This window comes from Neobacillus cucumis, assembly GCF_002860255.1.
Classification (GTDB): Bacteria; Bacillota; Bacilli; order Bacillales; family Cytobacillaceae; genus Neobacillus; species Neobacillus cucumis_A.
The window spans coordinates 62,914-81,121 of sequence record NZ_PGVE01000029.1; the positions used below are offsets into that span (position 1 = coordinate 62,914).

Annotated in this window: 19 protein-coding genes; 3 read left to right on the forward strand and 16 right to left on the reverse strand. The window is 41.9% G+C overall.

From position 1 onward, the window contains the following. Window positions 1–17 precede the first annotated feature (17 nt). On the reverse strand, window positions 18–1,430 hold the full coding sequence (locus tag CVD27_RS06770; protein ID WP_101647131.1) for an FMN-binding glutamate synthase family protein: 1,413 nt from the start codon (window positions 1,428–1,430) through the stop codon (window positions 18–20). A gap of 187 nt (window positions 1,431–1,617) precedes the next feature. On the opposite strand from CVD27_RS06770, the gene CVD27_RS06775 reads away from it, so the two are divergent. The 3 genes from CVD27_RS06775 to clpP all read left to right on the forward strand — a co-directional run bounded on the left by CVD27_RS06775 (window position 1,618) and on the right by clpP (window position 3,850). Further along, complete coding sequence (locus CVD27_RS06775; RefSeq protein ID WP_101647132.1) at window positions 1,618–2,388, forward strand: YqjF family protein; 771 nt, start codon at window positions 1,618–1,620, stop codon at window positions 2,386–2,388. 99 nt (window positions 2,389–2,487) lie between these two features. Further along, window positions 2,488–2,994 (forward strand): hypothetical protein, encoded by a 507-nt coding sequence (locus CVD27_RS06780; RefSeq protein WP_101647133.1) that lies wholly within the window; start codon window positions 2,488–2,490, stop codon window positions 2,992–2,994. A gap of 253 nt (window positions 2,995–3,247) precedes the next feature. After that, window positions 3,248–3,850, forward strand: a complete 603-nt coding sequence (gene clpP, locus CVD27_RS06785) for an ATP-dependent Clp endopeptidase proteolytic subunit ClpP (protein WP_101647134.1) — start codon at window positions 3,248–3,250, stop codon at window positions 3,848–3,850. 235 nt (window positions 3,851–4,085) lie between these two features. Here the strand turns inward: clpP and CVD27_RS06790 are convergent, their stop codons facing one another. The 15 genes from CVD27_RS06790 to CVD27_RS06860 form a co-directional block, all read right to left on the reverse strand. After that, entirely contained in the window at window positions 4,086–4,343 is a 258-nt protein-coding gene (locus CVD27_RS06790) for an HPr family phosphocarrier protein (protein WP_101647135.1), read from the reverse strand. 58 nt (window positions 4,344–4,401) lie between these two features. Beyond that, window positions 4,402–5,352: a DNA-binding protein WhiA gene (gene whiA, locus CVD27_RS06795; protein ID WP_101647136.1), complete on the reverse strand. Its 951-nt coding sequence runs from the start codon at window positions 5,350–5,352 to the stop codon at window positions 4,402–4,404. A gap of 56 nt (window positions 5,353–5,408) precedes the next feature. Beyond that, a complete protein-coding gene (locus CVD27_RS06800) occupies window positions 5,409–6,395 on the reverse strand; it encodes a gluconeogenesis factor YvcK family protein (protein WP_101647137.1) in 987 nt (328 codons plus the stop codon). Continuing rightward, on the reverse strand, window positions 6,392–7,285 hold the full coding sequence (gene rapZ, locus CVD27_RS06805) for an RNase adapter RapZ (RefSeq protein WP_101647138.1): 894 nt from the start codon (window positions 7,283–7,285) through the stop codon (window positions 6,392–6,394). Before rapZ ends, CVD27_RS06800 begins: the two co-directional genes overlap by 4 nt. 18 nt (window positions 7,286–7,303) lie before the next feature. Beyond that, the gene (locus CVD27_RS06810) at window positions 7,304–7,762 is read right to left on the reverse strand and encodes an 8-oxo-dGTP diphosphatase (RefSeq protein ID WP_101647139.1); all 459 of its coding nucleotides are present in this window, start codon (window positions 7,760–7,762) and stop codon (window positions 7,304–7,306) included. Window positions 7,763–8,091: 329 nt separating this feature from the next. Beyond that, window positions 8,092–9,042, reverse strand: a complete 951-nt coding sequence (gene trxB / locus CVD27_RS06815; protein ID WP_101647140.1) for a thioredoxin-disulfide reductase — start codon at window positions 9,040–9,042, stop codon at window positions 8,092–8,094. A gap of 141 nt (window positions 9,043–9,183) precedes the next feature. Continuing rightward, window positions 9,184–10,677 (reverse strand): tetratricopeptide repeat protein, encoded by a 1,494-nt coding sequence (locus CVD27_RS06820; RefSeq protein WP_101647141.1) that lies wholly within the window; start codon window positions 10,675–10,677, stop codon window positions 9,184–9,186. A 158-nt stretch (window positions 10,678–10,835) separates the two neighbouring features. Continuing rightward, a complete protein-coding gene (gene hisIE, locus CVD27_RS06825; RefSeq protein WP_101647142.1) occupies window positions 10,836–11,453 on the reverse strand; it encodes a bifunctional phosphoribosyl-AMP cyclohydrolase/phosphoribosyl-ATP diphosphatase HisIE in 618 nt (205 codons plus the stop codon). Beyond that, window positions 11,450–12,211 carry an imidazole glycerol phosphate synthase subunit HisF gene (hisF, locus tag CVD27_RS06830; RefSeq protein WP_101647143.1) on the reverse strand — a complete coding sequence of 254 codons (762 nt, stop codon included), beginning with the start codon at window positions 12,209–12,211 and terminating at the stop codon, window positions 11,450–11,452. The genes hisIE and hisF overlap by 4 nt, the downstream gene beginning before the upstream one ends. Continuing rightward, a complete protein-coding gene (gene hisA / locus CVD27_RS06835; RefSeq protein WP_101647144.1) occupies window positions 12,208–12,933 on the reverse strand; it encodes a 1-(5-phosphoribosyl)-5-[(5-phosphoribosylamino)methylideneamino]imidazole-4-carboxamide isomerase in 726 nt (241 codons plus the stop codon). Before hisA ends, hisF begins: the two co-directional genes overlap by 4 nt. After that, a complete protein-coding gene (hisH, locus tag CVD27_RS06840; protein WP_101647145.1) occupies window positions 12,930–13,556 on the reverse strand; it encodes an imidazole glycerol phosphate synthase subunit HisH in 627 nt (208 codons plus the stop codon). The genes hisA and hisH overlap by 4 nt, the downstream gene beginning before the upstream one ends. Window positions 13,557–13,598: 42 nt before the next feature. Next, the gene (gene hisB / locus CVD27_RS06845; RefSeq protein ID WP_101647146.1) at window positions 13,599–14,186 is read right to left on the reverse strand and encodes an imidazoleglycerol-phosphate dehydratase HisB; all 588 of its coding nucleotides are present in this window, start codon (window positions 14,184–14,186) and stop codon (window positions 13,599–13,601) included. Between the two features lie 651 nt (window positions 14,187–14,837). Beyond that, entirely contained in the window at window positions 14,838–16,112 is a 1,275-nt protein-coding gene (gene hisD / locus CVD27_RS06850) for a histidinol dehydrogenase (RefSeq protein WP_101647147.1), read from the reverse strand. A gap of 13 nt (window positions 16,113–16,125) precedes the next feature. Then, window positions 16,126–16,749 carry an ATP phosphoribosyltransferase gene (hisG, locus tag CVD27_RS06855; protein ID WP_101647148.1) on the reverse strand — a complete coding sequence of 208 codons (624 nt, stop codon included), beginning with the start codon at window positions 16,747–16,749 and terminating at the stop codon, window positions 16,126–16,128. Next, a complete protein-coding gene (locus tag CVD27_RS06860) occupies window positions 16,742–17,914 on the reverse strand; it encodes an ATP phosphoribosyltransferase regulatory subunit (RefSeq protein WP_101647149.1) in 1,173 nt (390 codons plus the stop codon). The genes hisG and CVD27_RS06860 overlap by 8 nt, the downstream gene beginning before the upstream one ends. Window positions 17,915–18,208 lie beyond the last annotated feature (294 nt).

The window sequence follows — 18,208 nt, forward strand, 5'->3', positions numbered from 1 at the left end:
TTCTCCAATACGGACAATTATTTCTCCATTTGTTTGTCTTCCCATGGTTCAAAGGAAAACGGAATTCCAACCATTTTGGCGGTCAATTCATCATAAGACACCATATCCTTTTTTGATAACTCTTTTAAAGAGCGTTTTCCCATTGCTCTTAATGCCATTTTTATTTCTTCCGTACTTGCTGTTAAGAATTTTTCCGCTGATTTTACCCCTTCTTCTATCTTAAATTGATCCTTGTATTTCCCTTGATTCCAAACAACTTGTGTAGGCGGTTCAAACGGCATGGCATTCAATGATTGTGGATGTGAGACGGCAAATAACATAGCAGAGCCTACATATACGGCATCGGCTCCTAGTGCGAGCACTTTTAAAAAATGCCCGGGTACTAGAAGTCCGCCAGAGGCAATTAAACTAATTTTCCCCTTCATGTTTCTTTTTTCTAGATGATTAGCCGCCCTCAAAATTGCATGCAGCGTTGGAATTCCAACATCGTCAGATAAAATTGGCGGAGCGCCGAGTGTAGATGCCTGCCCGCCATCAATGGCAATATAATCAACCCCTATGTAAATTAAATGATCAATATCTTCTTCAATTTTCCCGCCGGCCGCCATTTTTGCCCCAATGGGAACGCCATCTGTCATACCTCGCAGCTCATCAACAAGTTCTTTCAAGTCATCGAGCGTTTGATTTTTAACAAAATTATCATGAATTACGGCATCCTCATTTTCCTTTAATCCCATTAGTTCACGGGCACGACCTGTTAAATTTTTAGGAGAAATCTTCCCACCCGTCCCGGCCAATGCGCCTTGCCCTAACTTAATTTCTATCATATCGGCCCGCTTAATCAATTCCTCTTCCTTTGCCCACTCTGTTTTGGAAAACTGTAAAATATACTTTCCGGCTTTATTTAGTTCCTCAGGTAAGACCGCCCCTTCACCAGAGTTAATCGCTGTTCCTGCATTATTAGCTGCTTCTGCTAAAGAGAGTCTCACTTCTTCACTAAGTGCGATTCCATAGGCCATCCCACTGATCATTAACGGAATTTTTATTTTCATCGGTTTTTTTGAATTTGGCCCAATGGTTACCTGTACATCGACATCTTCTTCTCCATCTATAGGAAAGGGTGTTGTTTGGGCAGGGATAAAAGTAATGGAATCTAAATGCGGCCATTTTTTTGAAGAACCCATCGGGCGGTGTAGAACGTCGCCTGTTTCTGCACGCAAGCTATTTTCAAGCATATTTTGTATGCCCATATGCCGAAGTCCGGGCATCAATTCCATTACATTCTCTTGATAACTGTCTGTTAAAATAATTTTTCCCATTTGCTTTACCATTCGTTTCATTAACCAACGCCATCCAAAAAGCAAGAATACAAAAATGATAAAAATAAATGTCACCATTGCAAAAGTCAAATAATAAAGAATGTTCGACATGTTTATTGCTCCATATCCCGCATAATTTCAATAAAAAAATCAACATTTATATTATATCCAAAAAAAGGGAAATCATATAAATATCAAGGTAATGCACCTGAAAATAGTTGAGATTTGGTATTCCTAAACGTATGAAATTTTCTTTTTCCACCAAACTATGAACATATAAAAACAGGGGGATCATTCCATGAATATAATGAATGATATTGGTCATCGTTCTTGGCCATTACCTTCGAAATATTGGATTATGCGACAAAACTGGAAAAATCTATTGTTTTTGCATTGGCCTATACCACTTGAAAAGCTTCGGCCGCATATTCCTTCTTCTTTACAAATTGACACCTTTAATGGCTCCGCATGGGTAGGCGTCATTTTATTCGTTTTAGAGGGAATCTATCCACGTGGATTATCATCTGTTTCCCTAACTTCTAAATTTCCAGAAATCAATGTAAGGACGTATGTTAAATGTGATGGCAAACCCGGTATTTATTTTATGTCTATTGATGTTGAAAACTGGGCTTCCTTAAAGATTGCCAAGAGATGGTACCATTTACCCTATCATTCAGCGCAAATTTCTTTTCAAGAAGAGGGACAAATCTTTCATTGTCAAAGTATTCGTAAAGGAAACGGGAATCATCCTATCTCATTTAAAGGAACATACCTTCCTGTATCGGAAGTTTATTTTCCAAAAAAAGGAACACTGGACCATTGGCTTACTGAGCGATATTGTCTCTATAGTTCCAATAACGGAGTCAACATCTATTGCGGTGAAATACACCATCGGCCTTGGCCGCTACAAAAAGCAGAGATAGAAATAGTCAGGAATAACCTTTTTATACCTTTTCATTTTGACCTTTCTGAAGTAAAACCAATCGCTCATTTCTCTTCAGGTGTGGATTCGCTAATGTGGAATATTAAGAAAATACGGATTAGTAATAATCATTCAATTGGAACTTAGAGGTATTTCAAATTTGAGGATGGCTTGTACTTATTTTCATAATCACCCATAAATTGGAGATAATATAAATATCTTAAAGCACATTCAAGGAGGAGCTTCATGGTTAAGCATAATACAAAAATGGCATTCTCTTTAGCAACATTAATTCTTCCTTGGCTAACCGTCCCTTTTATGGGGAAACGAAATTTTATTAGGTTTTTGCCTGTTGCAAGTTTCACCAATTTGTTTTTAAGTGTTTTTAGTCTTTTCTGTTATAGGAAAAAATGGTGGATAACTAAAAATCCTCTATCACCTGGGCCAATAGATTTTACCTATATATTAGGGCCTTATTTTGTCGCAACGCTTTGGATATTTAAATTAACATTTGGAAATTTCCCGAAATACTTAATGACAAATATGGTATTGGATCTTATTAACGCTTTTCCTTTGCCTTACATTGGGAGTAAAGTTGGAGTTGTCAAATTTATAAAGATGAAAAACAAGACATGGTATTTTATATGTGTATCCTTGGCAATTATTATCTATGGTTTTCAATACGTTGTGGAACAATCCATCAAGAAAGCAGCTAGTTTAAAAAACACAGAGTTATCAAGTAATAAGAATTAAGATGAGGTAGATGTGCATGACTTTTCCTTCTTTAAGAAACGGGCGCTATCCTGAAAAAGGATAAGCGCTCATTTTTTATTTGAGTGCCACATCGCAAGCAGCGAATAGGTTTTAAATGAATCAGAAATGGTTATCCTGATGTTGGGAAAGTTGTCGAACATTTTTAAAGGCAAACTGTTTGACCTTTATTGACCATCAGTGTATGATACTATTACATAAGCTTTTACCTTTTCTAATCAAAGGAGGAAGAAAAATGAATTTGATTCCTACAGTTATTGAACAAACTAATCGCGGCGAAAGAGCCTATGACATTTATTCCCGTCTTTTAAAAGACCGGATTATTATGCTAGGAAGCGCAATCGATGACAATGTGGCTAACAGCATTGTAGCACAATTATTATTCCTTGAAGCAGAAAACCCAGAAAAAGATATTACCCTCTATATCAATAGCCCAGGTGGAAGCATTACAGCTGGAATGGCGATTTATGATACCATGCAATACATAAAAGCAGATGTATCAACGGTATGTATCGGTATGGCTGCTTCCATGGGAGCATTCCTGCTTTCTGCAGGTCAACCTGGAAAACGCTTCGCACTTCCAAATGCGGAAGTCATGATCCACCAGCCACTAGGCGGAGCTCAGGGTCAAGCAACTGAAATTGAAATTGCTGCTAAACGCATTCTTTTCCTTCGCGAAAAATTAAATGGTATCTTAGCAGAGCGTACTGGTCAGCCGCTTGAAGTGATTCAACGCGATACAGACCGCGATAATTTCATGACTGCTGAAAGAGCCAAAGAATACGGTCTTATCGACAGTATTATCACACGTAAGCCAACAGACACAGATAAAAAATAATCGTAAAGCAACCGGCAAATTGTCGGTTGCTTTTTATTCGAAAAGCGTAAGCGCCTTGACCAGGGAAAAAAGTAGTTCATTTTTTCCTAGGGGCGACAGGCATAAGACGAGCCGGCGAGAAGGCTGCTTTTTAGCCTTCTTGACGGATTGGCTAGACCTGAGAGCCCCTAGGCGCTGAAGCTAGACAATTATTCTTATTAAAAAAGGATTCAGTCTAGGCCGAATCCTTTTTTGATTATTGTTCTTTTTGAATAAAATTCGTTAGTACATCAATGGCTTTGTCTTCATCGTCCCCGTCTGCAATAATATTAATCACGACTCCGGAGCCGACAGCCAGGCTCATTAACCCCATGATACTTTTAGCGTTTACCTTTTTTCCGTCCTTTTCAAGAAAAATATCTGAAGAAAAACGGTTTGCTTCTTGTACAAACAAGGCTGCAGGGCGGGCTTGAAGACCCGACTTCAATTTTACTTCTATCTCTTTTACCAACATTTCTATTCCTCCTCAAGTTGTATATATAACATGTTTATTATTACATATTTTACAAGTTTTAATATTTTGCCGATAATTCTCCCATACGGAGCTTTTCAGCAATCTCATCAATTTTTCTCAGGCGGTGATTAATGCCCGATTTACTAATGGCACCGCCAGATACCATTTCTCCTAATTCCTTCAACGTAACATCGGGATATTGAACTCGAAGCTCAGCAATTTCCCTAAGCTTATCCGGTAAAACTTGCAAGCCGACAGTAGCGTCGATAAAACGGATATTCTCCACCTGTCTGATCGAGGCACCAATCGTTTTATTTAAATTGGCTGTTTCACAGTTTACTAAACGGTTAACGGAGTTCCGCATATCCCTGACAATCCTTACATCCTCAAAACGAAGCAGAGCATTATGCGCACCGATAATATTAAGAAACTCGGTAATCTTTTCGGCTTCCTTTAAATAGGTGATAAAGCCTTTTTTCCGTTCAAGCGTTTTACTATTCAAATCAAATGTATTCATCAATTCACATAAAGAATCATTATGCTCTTTATATAGTGAAGATATTTCTAAATGATAGGATGAGGTCTCCGGATTATTAACAGAGCCTCCTGCAAGAAATGCTCCACGCAGATAAGAACGCTTACAACACTTCTTCTTTATAAGTTCCGGTGATATATCATGAATGAAGGTAAATCCTTCTCCAAGTATTTTCGTATCCTCTAAGATTTCTTTAGCCTGCTCAGCTAATCGGACAATGTAAACATTGTTTTTCTTTAGCCGCATTTTTTTTCGAACTAAAAGCTCTACCTGTACTTGATAGCTCTTTTTTAGTAATGTATAAATTCTTCTGGCAATTGCCGCATTTTCGGTTTGTATATCAACAACTAACTTACGATTGGAAAAGGAAAGGGAACCATTCATGCGAATCAACGCTGATAATTCAGCAAGATTACAGCAAGTTTTCACTTCCAAGTTAGTTAATTCTTTTTTAGTCTCCGAAGCGAAAGACATCCCCTCACCACCTTTTTTTGAAAAGAACCTGCATTTAACCTTTATTGTACTACTAATTACGATTCATATCGCTTTTTAGTTTCATCAATCAGTAAATTATATAAAATTTTGGCTACCTTTTTGGGATCATGCCTTAATGCCCCATTTTCCTGATAAGCAATGTCAGCATGAACAACCTCAAGACCAAGTTCAGATAACTCGGGCAAATCATATTGGACAGGATCTGCAAGCTCCTCATTATAACGGAGTTGAATATCAGGAGGAATTTCTTCATTATTAACAAGTATGGTATTGATAAAAGAACAGCTCATATGGTCATAAATCGCCTTTACATGATCGCTCGCTGTAAAACCATGCGTTTCTCCTGCCTGTGTCATCAGATTGCAGATATAAACCTTTTTCGCATGAGAACGGCACAGCTCATCTCCTAAACGGGGAACAAGTAAATTGGGCAAAATACTGGTATACAAACTACCTGGTCCGATAATGATTAAGTCTGCCTGACGAATCGCTTGAATCGACTCTGGCAGGGGACGAATACTGCTTTTTGAAGTCAGGAAAACTTTTTTAATTTTCTTCCCCGAGTAAGGAATTTTCGATTCCCCTGAAACGATGGCTCCATCCTCCATCTCAGCATGTAAGACAACACTTTGATTAGCAGCTGGCAGAACCTTCCCCCGCACATTTAAGATTTTACTCATTTCCTGTATCGCATGAACAAAATTTCCGGTAATCGAGGTCATGGCTGCAAGAATTAAATTTCCGAGCGAATGACCGGATAGTTCATTTGCTGTTTTAAAGCGATGTTGAAACATCTCCTCCACGAGCGGTTCAACATCTGACAATGATGCTAATACATTGCGTATGTCCCCAGGAGGTGGAATATGCAGATTCTCGCGCAGACGGCCAGAGCTGCCACCATCATCCGCAACTGTCACAATGGCAGTAATATCAACAGGATACTGTTTTAATCCACGTAATAGAACGGGTAATCCTGTTCCACCGCCAATTACGACAATGCGAGGCTGTCCTAACTCTCTCATGTTGTTTTTTCCTTTCTCCTCTCAATGTCACGATGTGAAACGACTGTTTTATAATCGTTTTGGAAAAAACGGCCAATAGTTTCTGCCAATGCAACTGAACGATGCTGCCCCCCAGTACAGCCAATCGCAATAACAAGCTGTGCTTTTCCTTCCCTTTTGTAATGCGGAAGCATGAAGCTTAGCAAGTCAGTCACCTTTTCCAAAAACTTATTCGTTTCATTCCATTTCAATACGTAACTGGAAACCTCTTCATCCAAGCCTGTTTTTGGCCGCATATGTTCAATATAATGAGGATTAGGTAAAAAGCGTACATCAAAAACAAGATCTGCATCGATTGGGATTCCATATTTAAAGCCAAACGACATGACATTGACAGTAAACATTAATTGTTTATTCGTCGTAAATTCAGTTAATATTTTCTCACGCAGTTCACGTGGTTTCATCTGGGAAGTATTGTAAACTAATTGCGCCCTGCCTTTTAATTCTTCTAGAAGTTCACGTTCGAGTGTGATCCCTTCAAGTGGCAGTCCTGTTGGCGCTAGCGGATGGGTCCGTCTTGTTTCTTTATATCTTCGCACCAATGTAGCATCATCCGAATCCAAAAATAAAATCTGTGGAGTTACCCATGACGTCTCTGCCAGCTCATCTAATCCTTTAAATAAGTGTTCAAAGAATTCCCGGCCGCGCAAATCCATGACGAGAGCAACTTTATTCATTTTATTCCCTGATTCTCGCATAAGTTCAAGGAATTTTGGAAGAAGCGTAGGAGGCAAGTTATCAACACAGAAGAATCCTAAATCTTCAAAGCTTTGAATGGCCACCGTTTTTCCAGCACCAGACATTCCTGTGATAATGACCATCTGGGTTTCGCTTGTCGAACCGGTACTCATGTATATTCCCCCTATTTATTAACTTGGATCTAATCGATAACTAATTAATTCAAAATCACTTGTATAAGTAAACGTTCCGTAAATAATACCTTTTCCATGAACCATATAATCAATGATATGTAGATCACCTGCCGCCATAGGCAGACCTTTGATTTGGTCAATTGGCTGCCATGAAAGCTTGCCCTCTTCTGACTCATCTAAATCAATCCCGTCAGAGTCAGTGGCCACAAAGGTAAACAACATCCACTCGGACAGAAGCTCGTCAGCATCCTTCATAATCATTGTAAAAATTCCTTTTAATTGTGGGTTTTTTAAATAAATCCCCGTTTCTTCACGGTACTCGCGAATACAGGAATCACGTACGGACTCCCCAGGTTCCATTTTTCCGCCCGGTGCCACCCACCAGCCGCGTCGCGGTTTTTGCAGTAATAACACTTGATTATTTCTAATTAATACACAATTAGTAACCCGCTGCACTTTTTTCACCTCTTTAGAAGTGCACATGCGCCCTTGTGACGCAAGCTTAAAATTTAGGAAGACAGAAGACAAGCTATTTACATGTAGCTTGTATGAATCCAATTAATTTATTCTTTTCATTATACTATTTTTAGGAAACAGTCACAATGAATACAAATTTGATATTTCTGTTAAATAATTGTGTTTAAAAACAAAAAAAGAGCACAAGCTGCTGGGCCTGTGCAAGAAAAGGTATATATTTTTAAAGGGGGTCAATTTCCTCTATCATACCTCATCTTTATTTCACTACTGTTACAGGAAAATTATAAAAGGGTTACTTTTTTATATATTTATTTTTTTAGCTTCATTTCTTCTTTCAATTCTTCCACATAGTGCTGAGCACTTTGAGCAGCAATACTTCCGTCTCCTGTCGCCGTGACAATCTGACGAAGCATTTTTTCACGGATATCTCCTGCTGCAAAAATACCAGGTACCTTTGTTTCCATACGGTCGTTTGTCTCGATATAACCGTTTTCGTTCGTAATACCTAGGTTTTGGAATGGTTTTGACAGCGGGACCATCCCAATATAGATGAAAACACCGTCTGCCGGTAATTCTTGCTCTTCGCCGTTTTGGGTTGAGACAAGTGTGACACTGCCGACTTTTCCATCTTTATCATTAATGGATTTAATGGTGTGGTTCCAGATAAAATCAACCTTCTCGTTCGCAAAAGCGCGATCCTGAAGAATTTTTTGAGCGCGAAGCTGATCACGTCGGTGAACAATGGTTACTTTTGAAGCAAAGCGGGTTAAGTAAACGCCTTCTTCTACCGCAGAGTCACCGCCGCCAATGACAAACAGCTCTTTTCCTTTAAAGAATGCTCCGTCACAAACAGCACAATAAGAAACACCGCGTCCGCCTAATTCTTTTTCACCCGGTACACCGACTTTTTTATACTCGGCACCTGTTGTGATAATAACTGAGTAGGCTTTGTATTGTTTAGAACCAGCGTTTACGATTTTATAATCGCCATGATCTTCAATTCCTTTAATATCTCCATAGGCATATTCAGCACCAAACTTTTTCGCATGCTCAAACATTTTCGTTGATAGATCTGGTCCTAAAATGCTCTCAAAACCAGGATAGTTTTCAACATCCTCTGTATTCGCCATTTGTCCGCCTGGCATCCCGCGTTCAATCATTAGTGTAGACAAATTGGCACGAGATGTATAAACAGCAGCCGTCATTCCTGCAGGACCAGCGCCGGCAATAATCACGTCATAAATTTTTTCTTCAGACATATAGTTCACTCCTAACTCGAAAAGCGGAAGCGCCTTGACCAGGCGCTGCAGCTAGACATTTTTTATAAAAAAAATACGATTAAGTATTAGTATTCCCTACTTAATCGTATAAAACAATTGAATTATAGTCCACGAATATGCTTATTGCAGGTAGTTGTTAGCTAATTTTACATATTTGCCGATCGTCGCAGCCGATAAGCCATAGCGTTCTGCCATTTCCTGCTGGGAAACTTTTTCGCTTCTTAGTTTATGCCACAAATATTCCACTGCTGCAGCCCAGGCATGTTTGTTTTTCAAATCCACGCCTGCTTTTGAAGCTTCTGCATATACGGAAAACCAAAGAAGGTACAAACCGGACTCGACAGTCCCAATCGGCTGATGGTTTTCATAAAATAGTTCAGCTACTTCCTGGGCATCACCTGTTTTAGAAGGTTTGCCCAATCGAATAAGAGAGAGATACTCTTTTTCAAGATTCGTGAATTTGTGATTTTGGAAGAGCCGCTTGGACCCGATAATTTCTTCCTTCTTACTTGAAACTGTGGTCAAAAAGAGGGCAAATAACCGCTCCTCGACATAGTCGCTTTCAAGCTTTTGAAAAATCGACTCTGTTAAATCTTCAAAACCGTTAACAGCTGTTTTTTCAAGATTCCATGGCTCTGATCCCTCTTTATCGGGAGTCAGTTCGAGAACCTTTTTCCAAATACTCTTTGCAAAATTTTCAAACCCTGTATAAAAGGCGGAATATGCGAGCCAGTAATAAAATGGCCCATCTCCGTCAAAGCCGTGTTTGTATAACTTTTTTAACCATAAGTAGGCTTGTTCGTATTCCCCAACTAATGCAAAAGTGGCGCCTAGCTTAAATTGATGCTCACTTAAGAGTGGCTGGATTTTTTTCAAAACCTGCAGTAATTCAGCAACTTTCTCTGATTGCCCTTGATAATGGGCAAACACAAGCTTGTTACAGAGAGCGTGAAGATTGCCAGGATTGCGATCTAAAACATCCTCCAAAATCGCTTCTGCTTTTTCCACTTTACCTAGATAAAAGTAAGCTAATGCTAAATTATTATAAGCAGACCAGTATTCAGGATATTCCTTCACGACATCTTTCAGCAGTTCAATTGCTTTCGGAAAGTAGCCGGATTCCAAAAGTTCACGTGCCTGCTCTTGTTTGATGATGAGGTCATCCTGCTCATATAGCTCATCCTCAAATTCTTCCGCTTCCAATGTAAGTACTTCTAATAACTCTTCGGTGTCATCGGAAAAATCTCCGTCCGGATCAAGCTGTAAATACAGCTTGCTATGGTGATAAGCATCTTTAAAAAATCCCATGTGGGCATAATTATTTGCTAAAAAGTAGTGGCACTCCGCCATTTCTGGATCAAGCTCTTCAAGGATTTGATGCAAGAGTCGGTTAGAATGTTCGAATTCGCCAAGTTCTGTCGAGACAATCGCCAGCTGGCATGTAATCATTGGTTCACCTGGCTCGAGCTGGATCGCCCGGCTAAGATATTTTTTGGCTTTCACAAAATCTCGACGATGGTATGCCTTGATACCCTTCGTGAAATAATATTCACCCGTAGGAACAAATGATACGATTTTTCCCTTTTGAATTCTTGCCTTCGCTTCTTTCACCATGAAGTCCTCCATATATTTCAACATAACTTATGTAGTATAGCACACTTGGGTTTGTTCGAGAAGAGGGGGATGTATCGTTTATACGGATCGTGGCATCTTTTCGAAAAACAACAATTTATGCGAAAATAGCCCTTATAAAAAACAAAAACCGAGCCTAATTAGGACCGGTCTTTGTGTCTTTCTTCTAGTGTTCGTAAGACTTCTGTAAATGGAAGCCCTTGTTCTACCAATAATACTTGGAGATGGTAGAGCAAATCGGCAGCTTCCCATCTAAGCTCTTCATGATCACGGTTTTTTGCCGCAATAATGACTTCGGCCGCTTCTTCGCCAACCTTTTTCAAAATTTTATCGACGCCTTTTTCGAACAGATAAGTGGTGTACGCACCCTCTGGACGCTCACGCTCACGGTCTAAGATGACTTTTTCAAGTGACTGAAGAATCTGGTAGTCTGCTAAGTTGGCTTTCCCTTCAACAACCCGTTCAGAGAAACAGCTGACCGCACCTGTGTGGCAGGCAGGACCTTTTGGATAAACCTGAACTAATATGGCATCCTGATCGCAGTCATAATTGATGCTGGCAACGGTTTGTATATTGCCGCTTGTCGCTCCTTTGTGCCACAATTCCTGGCGGGAACGGCTGTAGAACCATGTTTCGCCAGTTTCAATCGTCTTTTCCAATGATTCCTCATTCATATAAGCAAGAGTTAACACTTCTTTTGTATCAGCATCTTGTACAATAGCGGGGACGAGCCCCTTTTCATCAAACTTCACATTCATCGTATGCTCACTCCTTTTTCCCTTAAAAAGCCCTTTACCTCATCCACAGAAGTTTCTTTATAATGAAATATCGATGCAGCAAGAGCAGCATCAGCCTTTCCTTCTAAAAAAGCTTCAGCAAAATGATCGGCATTACCTGCCCCGCCGGAAGCAATAACAGGAATGGTAACAGCTTCACTAACTGCTTTGGTCAGCTTTAAATCAAAGCCATTTTTCTCGCCGTCACTATCCATGCTTGTAAGTAAAATTTCACCTGCACCAAGCTTCGCTGCTTCAACCGCCCACTCAATCACTTTCTTCTCTGTCGGTGTTCGGCCGCCATGAGTATAGACGCGCCAGGTTCCCATCTCAGGATCAAATTTAGCATCGATGGCGACTACGATACATTGGGAGCCAAAGTAATCCGCGCCTTCCTTGATCAGTTCGGGGTTTAAGACTGCTGCGGTGTTTAACGACACTTTATCAGCACCAGCCCGCAAGATTCTTTTCATATCCTCTAGGGCATTGATTCCCCCGCCAACGGTGAACGGAATGGCGAGCTCCGATGCTACTGCTTTGACAACCTCTACCATCGTTTTCCGGCCTTCAACCGAAGCAGAAATATCAAGGAAAACCAGCTCGTCCGCGCCTTGTTCATCATAGAATCTTGCCAGTTCAACCGGATCCCCTGCATCGCGCAGCTGGACAAATTGAATACCTTTAACAACCCGGCCATCTTTAACATCCAGGCAGGGAATTATCCGCTTGGTTAAAGTCATGATACTCCCACCTCTTCCAATGCTTCCTTTAGAGTAAACCGATTTTCATAGAGAGCCTTGCCCACAATGGCTCCTCGGATTCCTTTTCTTGCAATGGCTTGTAAATCGGCAAGACTGCTGACTCCACCAGATGCAATGACATATTTACCAGTCACCTCAGCCATTTCACAAACAGCATCGATATTGGGCCCTGCAAGGGTACCATCTGTAGCGATATCTGTAAAAATAAAGGTTTCGGCACCTGCATCGGCAAAACGTTTTCCAAGTTCAACTGCCTTGACTGAAGAGGTATCTAGCCAGCCATGTGTGGCCACGTAACCATTTTTCGCATCAATTCCAACTGCAATTTTCGCGCCGTACTTTTGAATCATTTTGATGGCAAACTCCGGATTTGAAACAGCAATACTGCCAATAATCACTCGATCTACTCCGTTTTCCAGATAGTGGAGGATGTCTTCTTCCGAGCGGATCCCGCCGCCAATTTGAACCTTTGCGTCTAAGTTTTGCGCCGCTTCTATAACAAAACGGTCATTCACTCGCTTACCATCCTTTGCTCCATCAAGATCCACCATATGAATCCATTCCGCGCCCGTTTCTGCAAAGCTTTTTGCCATTTCAAATGGGGAATCCCCATAAATCGTTTCTTTATCATAGTCCCCTTGAAGGAGACGGACACATTTTCCGCCCCGCATATCAATTGCTGGATAAATCGTTAATGTCATCGAACCGCATCCCTTTCTGCAGCTAATTTTAAAAAGTTATTTAGGAGGGCCATCCCAAGTCTGCTGCTTTTTTCAGGATGAAATTGCATGCCAAAAATATTGTCTTTTCCAACGACAGCTGACACTTGTTCATGGTAGTCTGCCTTTGCCAAAAGTGCCTCGTTATTGTCAGCATCAACAAAATAGGAGTGTACGAAATAAACGTAGTCCTCGGTTAGGTCTTTTAAAAGCGGTGAATCTTTCACAAATTCAAGCCGGTTCCAGCCCATATGCGGAACTTTGTACGTTTCGCCTTCTGATGTCGTACCCGGAAAGCGGCGAACTTTTCCTTGCAGCAGCCCTAATCCTTGCGTCGGACCATTTTCTTCGCTTTCTTCAAACAATAGCTGCATGCCAAGGCAGATGCCAAGAAGCGGCTTGCCTGTTGCCGCAAATTCCTTTATTGTCTCTACCTGCAAGCGTTCCATCGCATCACGAAAGGAACCTACTCCCGGTAGAATTAATGCATCAGAACGAAGTAATTCGTCTTTATCTGCCGAGATGAAATAGTCGGCACCCAGCCGCTCAAGGGCTTTGCTTACACTAAAAAGGTTTCCCATCCCGTAATCTACGATTCCAATCATTCTCTGTCACCTTCCTTTGTTTGTATGTATCACCGCTCGCTGTTAGAGCATCCCTTTGGTTGATGGCACGCCTTTAATACGTGGATCAATGGTAGTTGCTTCATCTAGCGCTCTCGCTAATGCTTTAAAAACAGCTTCAATCATGTGGTGTGTATTTTGTCCGTAATGAACAATGACATGGAGGTTCATCCGTGCCTCAAGCGCTAATTTCCAGAGAAATTCATGAACAAGCTCCGTATCAAAGGTTCCCACCTTTTGGCTTGGGAATTCTGCACGCATTTCAAGGTGCGGTCGGTTGCTTAGGTCTACAACGACCTGTGCGAGTGCTTCATCCATTGGCACAAATGCATTTCCATAACGTTTGATGCCGCGTTTGTCCCCTAATGCTTCGCGCAGGGCCTGCCCTAAACAAATGCCAATATCTTCTGTTGTGTGATGATCATCGACTTCGATGTCTCCCTTGGCATCAACTGTTAAATTAAACTGTCCGTGCTTTGTAAATAAGTCTAGCATGTGGGTCATGAATGGGACGCCTGTTTCAAGATTGGACTGACCTTCTCCATCAATATCAAACGCCAGTTTAATTTGTGTTTCGCCTGTATATCGTTCAACGCTTGCTGATCTTTCCATTTGAGGTGCTCCTTTAACTTTTTTTAAAATGGTCTGAGGACAGCCCTTGGGTTTTTTCGTAATTTTTGTCTTCAAGAAATCCAGTTGAGACAGTTTCTTCAGTTTTCCTGTTAGTTTTGTCCTCAAGAAGCCTTATTGACGACCGCTTCTTCGATTTTCCTGTTTGTTTTGTCGTCAAGAGGCCTTATTGACGACCGCTTCTCCGATTTTCCTGCTGGTTTTGTCGTCAAGAGGCCTTATTGACGACCTTTTCTTCGATTTCTCTGCTGGTTTTGTCCTCAAGAGGCCTTATTGACGACCTTTTCTTCGATTTTCCTGCTGGTTTTGTCCTCAAGAGGCCTTATTGACGACCGCTTCTTCGATTTCTCTGCTGGTTTTGTCCTCAAGAGGCCTTATTGACGACCTTTTCTTCGATTTCTCTGCTGGTTTTGTCCTCAAGAGGCCTTATTGACGACCTTTTCTTCGATTTTCCTGCTGGTTTTGTCCTCAAGTGGCCTTATTGACGACCGTTTCTCCGATTTTCCTGTTTGTTTTGTCTTCAAGAGGCCTTATTGACGACCGTTTCACTGATTTGCTTGTTAGTCTTGTCCTCAACGAGCTCCATAAAAGACAATCCCCCGCTTCCCCAAGGGTTTTATCCTAAACGAACTATTACTTATCGTTCTTCAGCCTTGTTTCCACTGCACGAGCGTGTGCTTCGAGCCCTTCCATACGGGCAAACTTGGCGATCTTTTCTCCATTTTCCTTCAATGCCTTCTCACTATATATAATGACACTAGATTTCTTTTGAAAATCATCCACATTCAGCGGGCTGGAGAACCTTGCTGTCCCATTTGTCGGCAGGACATGATTAGGTCCGGCAAAATAATCGCCAACAGGCTCTGAGCTATACCGTCCAACGAAAATAGCTCCGGCGTGACGAATTTTCCCAAGAAGCTCCATGGCATTCTCCGTGATGACTTCCAGATGCTCAGGGGCTAACTGATTGACGGTTTCAACTGCTTCTTCCAAATCTGCCGTTACATAAATTGCACCATATTCGGCAATAGAACGAGCAGCAATCTCTTTTCTTGGTAATATTGCTAGCTGTTTTTCAACCTCTTCGGCAACCGCCTCTGCTAACGCCATCGATGGGGTCACAAGAACACTGCAGGCGCGCGGATCATGCTCTGCCTGCGATAATAAATCTGCCGCCACTTCATCCGCTCGAGCGGTATCGTCTGCTAAAACGGCAATTTCACTTGGGCCGGCAATCATGTCGATATCGACATCGCCAAAGACCTCTCGTTTGGCTAGGGCCACGAAAATATTTCCAGGACCGGTAATCTTATCAACAGCTGCAATCGTTTCTGTTCCGTAAGCAAGGGCAGCAACCGCTTGGGCACCGCCTACTTTATAAATCTCTTTCACGCCTGCTTCCTTCGCGGCAACTAACACGGCTGCTGGCAGTTTCCCTTGTTCATCAGGGGGGGAGACCATCACGATCCGCTTTACTCCAGCCACTTTGGCTGGAATGACATTCATTAAAACGGAGGATGGATAGGCTGCCGTCCCGCCAGGCACATAAACGCCAACCGAATCAAGCGGCGTTATTTTTTGACCCAGGATGGTCCCATTCTCTTCTGTTGTCATCCAAGAAGGTCGAAGCTGCTTTTCGTGAAAAGACTTAATATTTTCCGCCGCTTCACGAACAATTTCAATATACTCCTGATCTACTTGCGAATAGGCCTCTTCTATTTCACTTTCTGTTACTGAAAAAGAAGGTAATTGGACGCGGTCAAATTTTTCCGTAAACTCTCTTAATGCCACATCACCGCGATTGCGAATTTCAGTAATGATTCCTTTCACAACGGCGAGCTGCTCAGAGGTGCCTGCTTCAATCGACCGTTTGATGGAAACTAGTTCATTTACTTTCAAAATTTTCATATTAAAGCCCCCATTACACTACTTCGCTAAGTCGTTTCACCATATCATCAATCTGTCGGTCCTTAATCCGGTAGCTGACAGGATTGACAACGAAACGAGAGGTGACATCCTTGATTCGTTCATACTCCACAAGTCCATTTTCCTTCAATGTCCGTCCAGTTGAGACAATATCAACAATCCGGTCAGACAGCCCGATAATCGGTGCCAGCTCAATGGAGCCGTTTAATTTAATAATCTCCACCTGTTCCCCTTGCTCACGGAAATAAGCTTCCGCCACATTCGGATATTTGGTTGCCACCCGAGGAGCGACGTCATTCATTTTTGTATCTGGAAGACCTGCAACCGCTAAATAACAGTAGCTGATTTTAAGATCAAGGAGTTCATAGACATCGCGCTCTTCCTCGAGCAATACATCTTTCCCGGCGATTCCGACATCGGCCACACCATGCTCTACATAGGTAGCTACATCCATCGGCTTTGATAAAATAAACCGCAAGCCCTCCTCGGGAACGTCGATGATCAATTTCCGTGAATCATCGAATTCCGGCGGCAGCTTATAACCTGCTTTTCGGAGCAGCTCTACCGCCTCTATAAAAATCCGTCCTTTTGGCATCGCAATTGTTAATAGGTTACTCATTCGCGCGCCCTCCAATTAAATAAGTTGTATCAGCAAATCTTTTTGTAAACGCATCGAGATTTCTAACCCCAGTAATATCTTGGAGAACAGCCTTTTTCCCTTGCTCATGCATGCTTGCAGCCAATTCAAAGGCTTCCTTCCGCCGCTCCTGGCTGAAAAAGATGCAATGAGCGGTGTTTTCTAGCTGACCGCCTCGAAGTGCCTCAAGGAGCATATCCATTCGGACGGCAAACCCAGTGGCGCTTGCCGTTTTGCCAAATTTCTCTATTAAACTATAGCGGCCGCCATTTCCAATCGGGAAACCTACATTTCCGGCATAGGCTTCAAATAGAATCCCGGAATAATAACTCATATGGCTGACGATCGTAAAATCAAATTTCACATACTCTTCGACGCCATAATCCTTAATCACATCCCAAAGCTCCTTTAGTTCAAGGATGGCCTGTTTGCCTTTGTCATTCTCGATAATATCGAGAGCCAAGCCCATTACTTCTTCTCCCCCTCGTAATTCAAGAAGCTGGAGAAGTCTCTTTTTATCAATCGATGACAATGGAAGAGATTGGACATGCTCGCGGTAACCGACATAATTTTTTTCGAATAAAAATTTACGTAATGCCGTGGCTCTTCCATTTGTTCCAAGGATCTGCACGAATAGTTCGTTAGCAAAGCCAACATGCCCGATCGAAACCTTGAATTCCTCGAGTCCTGCTTTTTTTAACGAGGAAATCAAGAGGGCAATGACCTCACCGTCACAAGAGACCGTTTCTTCGTTAAGGCATTCCACGCCGATTTGTTCAAATTCAGCTGGACGGCCGCCTTCGCGCTGCTGGGCACGAAAGACATTAGCCGAGTAAGCCAGTCTCACAGGAAGGTCCTCATTTAAAAGCTTAGAAGCAGCTACCCGGGCAATCGGTGCTGTCATATCAGGCCTTAGCACGAGTGTATGACCTTCCTTGTCGAGTAATTTAAAAAGCTGAGTATCATCAATGGCTGATGCAGCTCCAACGGTTTCGTAGTATTCAAGTGTTGGGGTTTCAATAAATTGATAGCCCCACAGCTTCATCGTATCCGCCATTAAGGTACGAACACGGTGTTTTTTCTCATATAGTTCGGGCAGTGTATCCCGCATCCCAAGCGGCTTTTCAAACATAAACAAGCGACTCATTTTGCTCATCCTTTATCTTCAGATTTGCTATTATTTGGCTGTGTTAAAGATTATTGTTGATTTTTTAGCAGGTTGATTGGAGCGGAAGGCGCGCAGACTCCTGCGGGAGTACGGGGCTGGGGAGACCCCACAGGCGCATAGCGCCGAGGAGGCTCCCCAGCACGCCCGCGAACCGCTTGCGCCTGGAGCGGAAATCAACAGCCATTATTTTCAAAAATCCTTTAGTCTGCTAATGTGCTAATAAACTAAAGTTTACATTTTTCTATACGACCCGTCAATCAAAAACTACTGAGT

What these genes read in the sequence shown, in the direction of transcription:
- CVD27_RS06800 (WP_101647137.1), bottom strand. Translation starts at nt 6,395, where the DNA reads ATGAGAGAGTTAGGACAGCCTCGCATTGTCGTAATTGGCGGTGGAACA.
- hisIE (WP_101647142.1), bottom strand. Translation starts at nt 11,453, where the DNA reads ATGAATGTGAAGTTTGATGAAAAGGGGCTCGTCCCCGCTATTGTACAA.
- hisG (WP_101647148.1), bottom strand. Translation starts at nt 16,749, where the DNA reads ATGAGTAACCTATTAACAATTGCGATGCCAAAAGGACGGATTTTTATA.
- CVD27_RS06790 (WP_101647135.1), bottom strand. Translation starts at nt 4,343, where the DNA reads ATGTTGGTAAAAGAGATAGAAGTAAAATTGAAGTCGGGTCTTCAAGCC.
- CVD27_RS06860 (WP_101647149.1), bottom strand. Translation starts at nt 17,914, where the DNA reads ATGAGTCGCTTGTTTATGTTTGAAAAGCCGCTTGGGATGCGGGATACA.
- hisA (WP_101647144.1), bottom strand. Translation starts at nt 12,933, where the DNA reads ATGACATTAACGATTTATCCAGCAATTGATATGCGGGGCGGAAAATGT.
- whiA (WP_101647136.1), bottom strand. Translation starts at nt 5,352, where the DNA reads ATGTCTTTCGCTTCGGAGACTAAAAAAGAATTAACTAACTTGGAAGTG.
- CVD27_RS06775 (WP_101647132.1), top strand. Translation starts at nt 1,618, where the DNA reads ATGAATATAATGAATGATATTGGTCATCGTTCTTGGCCATTACCTTCG.
- hisD (WP_101647147.1), bottom strand. Translation starts at nt 16,112, where the DNA reads ATGAAAATTTTGAAAGTAAATGAACTAGTTTCCATCAAACGGTCGATT.
- CVD27_RS06780 (WP_101647133.1), top strand. Translation starts at nt 2,488, where the DNA reads ATGGTTAAGCATAATACAAAAATGGCATTCTCTTTAGCAACATTAATT.
- trxB (WP_101647140.1), bottom strand. Translation starts at nt 9,042, where the DNA reads ATGTCTGAAGAAAAAATTTATGACGTGATTATTGCCGGCGCTGGTCCT.
- clpP (WP_101647134.1), top strand. Translation starts at nt 3,248, where the DNA reads ATGAATTTGATTCCTACAGTTATTGAACAAACTAATCGCGGCGAAAGA.
- hisB (WP_101647146.1), bottom strand. Translation starts at nt 14,186, where the DNA reads ATGGAAAGATCAGCAAGCGTTGAACGATATACAGGCGAAACACAAATT.
- hisF (WP_101647143.1), bottom strand. Translation starts at nt 12,211, where the DNA reads ATGACTTTAACCAAGCGGATAATTCCCTGCCTGGATGTTAAAGATGGC.
- CVD27_RS06820 (WP_101647141.1), bottom strand. Translation starts at nt 10,677, where the DNA reads ATGGTGAAAGAAGCGAAGGCAAGAATTCAAAAGGGAAAAATCGTATCA.
- hisH (WP_101647145.1), bottom strand. Translation starts at nt 13,556, where the DNA reads ATGATTGGAATCGTAGATTACGGGATGGGAAACCTTTTTAGTGTAAGC.
- CVD27_RS06770 (WP_101647131.1), bottom strand. Translation starts at nt 1,430, where the DNA reads ATGTCGAACATTCTTTATTATTTGACTTTTGCAATGGTGACATTTATT.
- rapZ (WP_101647138.1), bottom strand. Translation starts at nt 7,285, where the DNA reads ATGAGTACCGGTTCGACAAGCGAAACCCAGATGGTCATTATCACAGGA.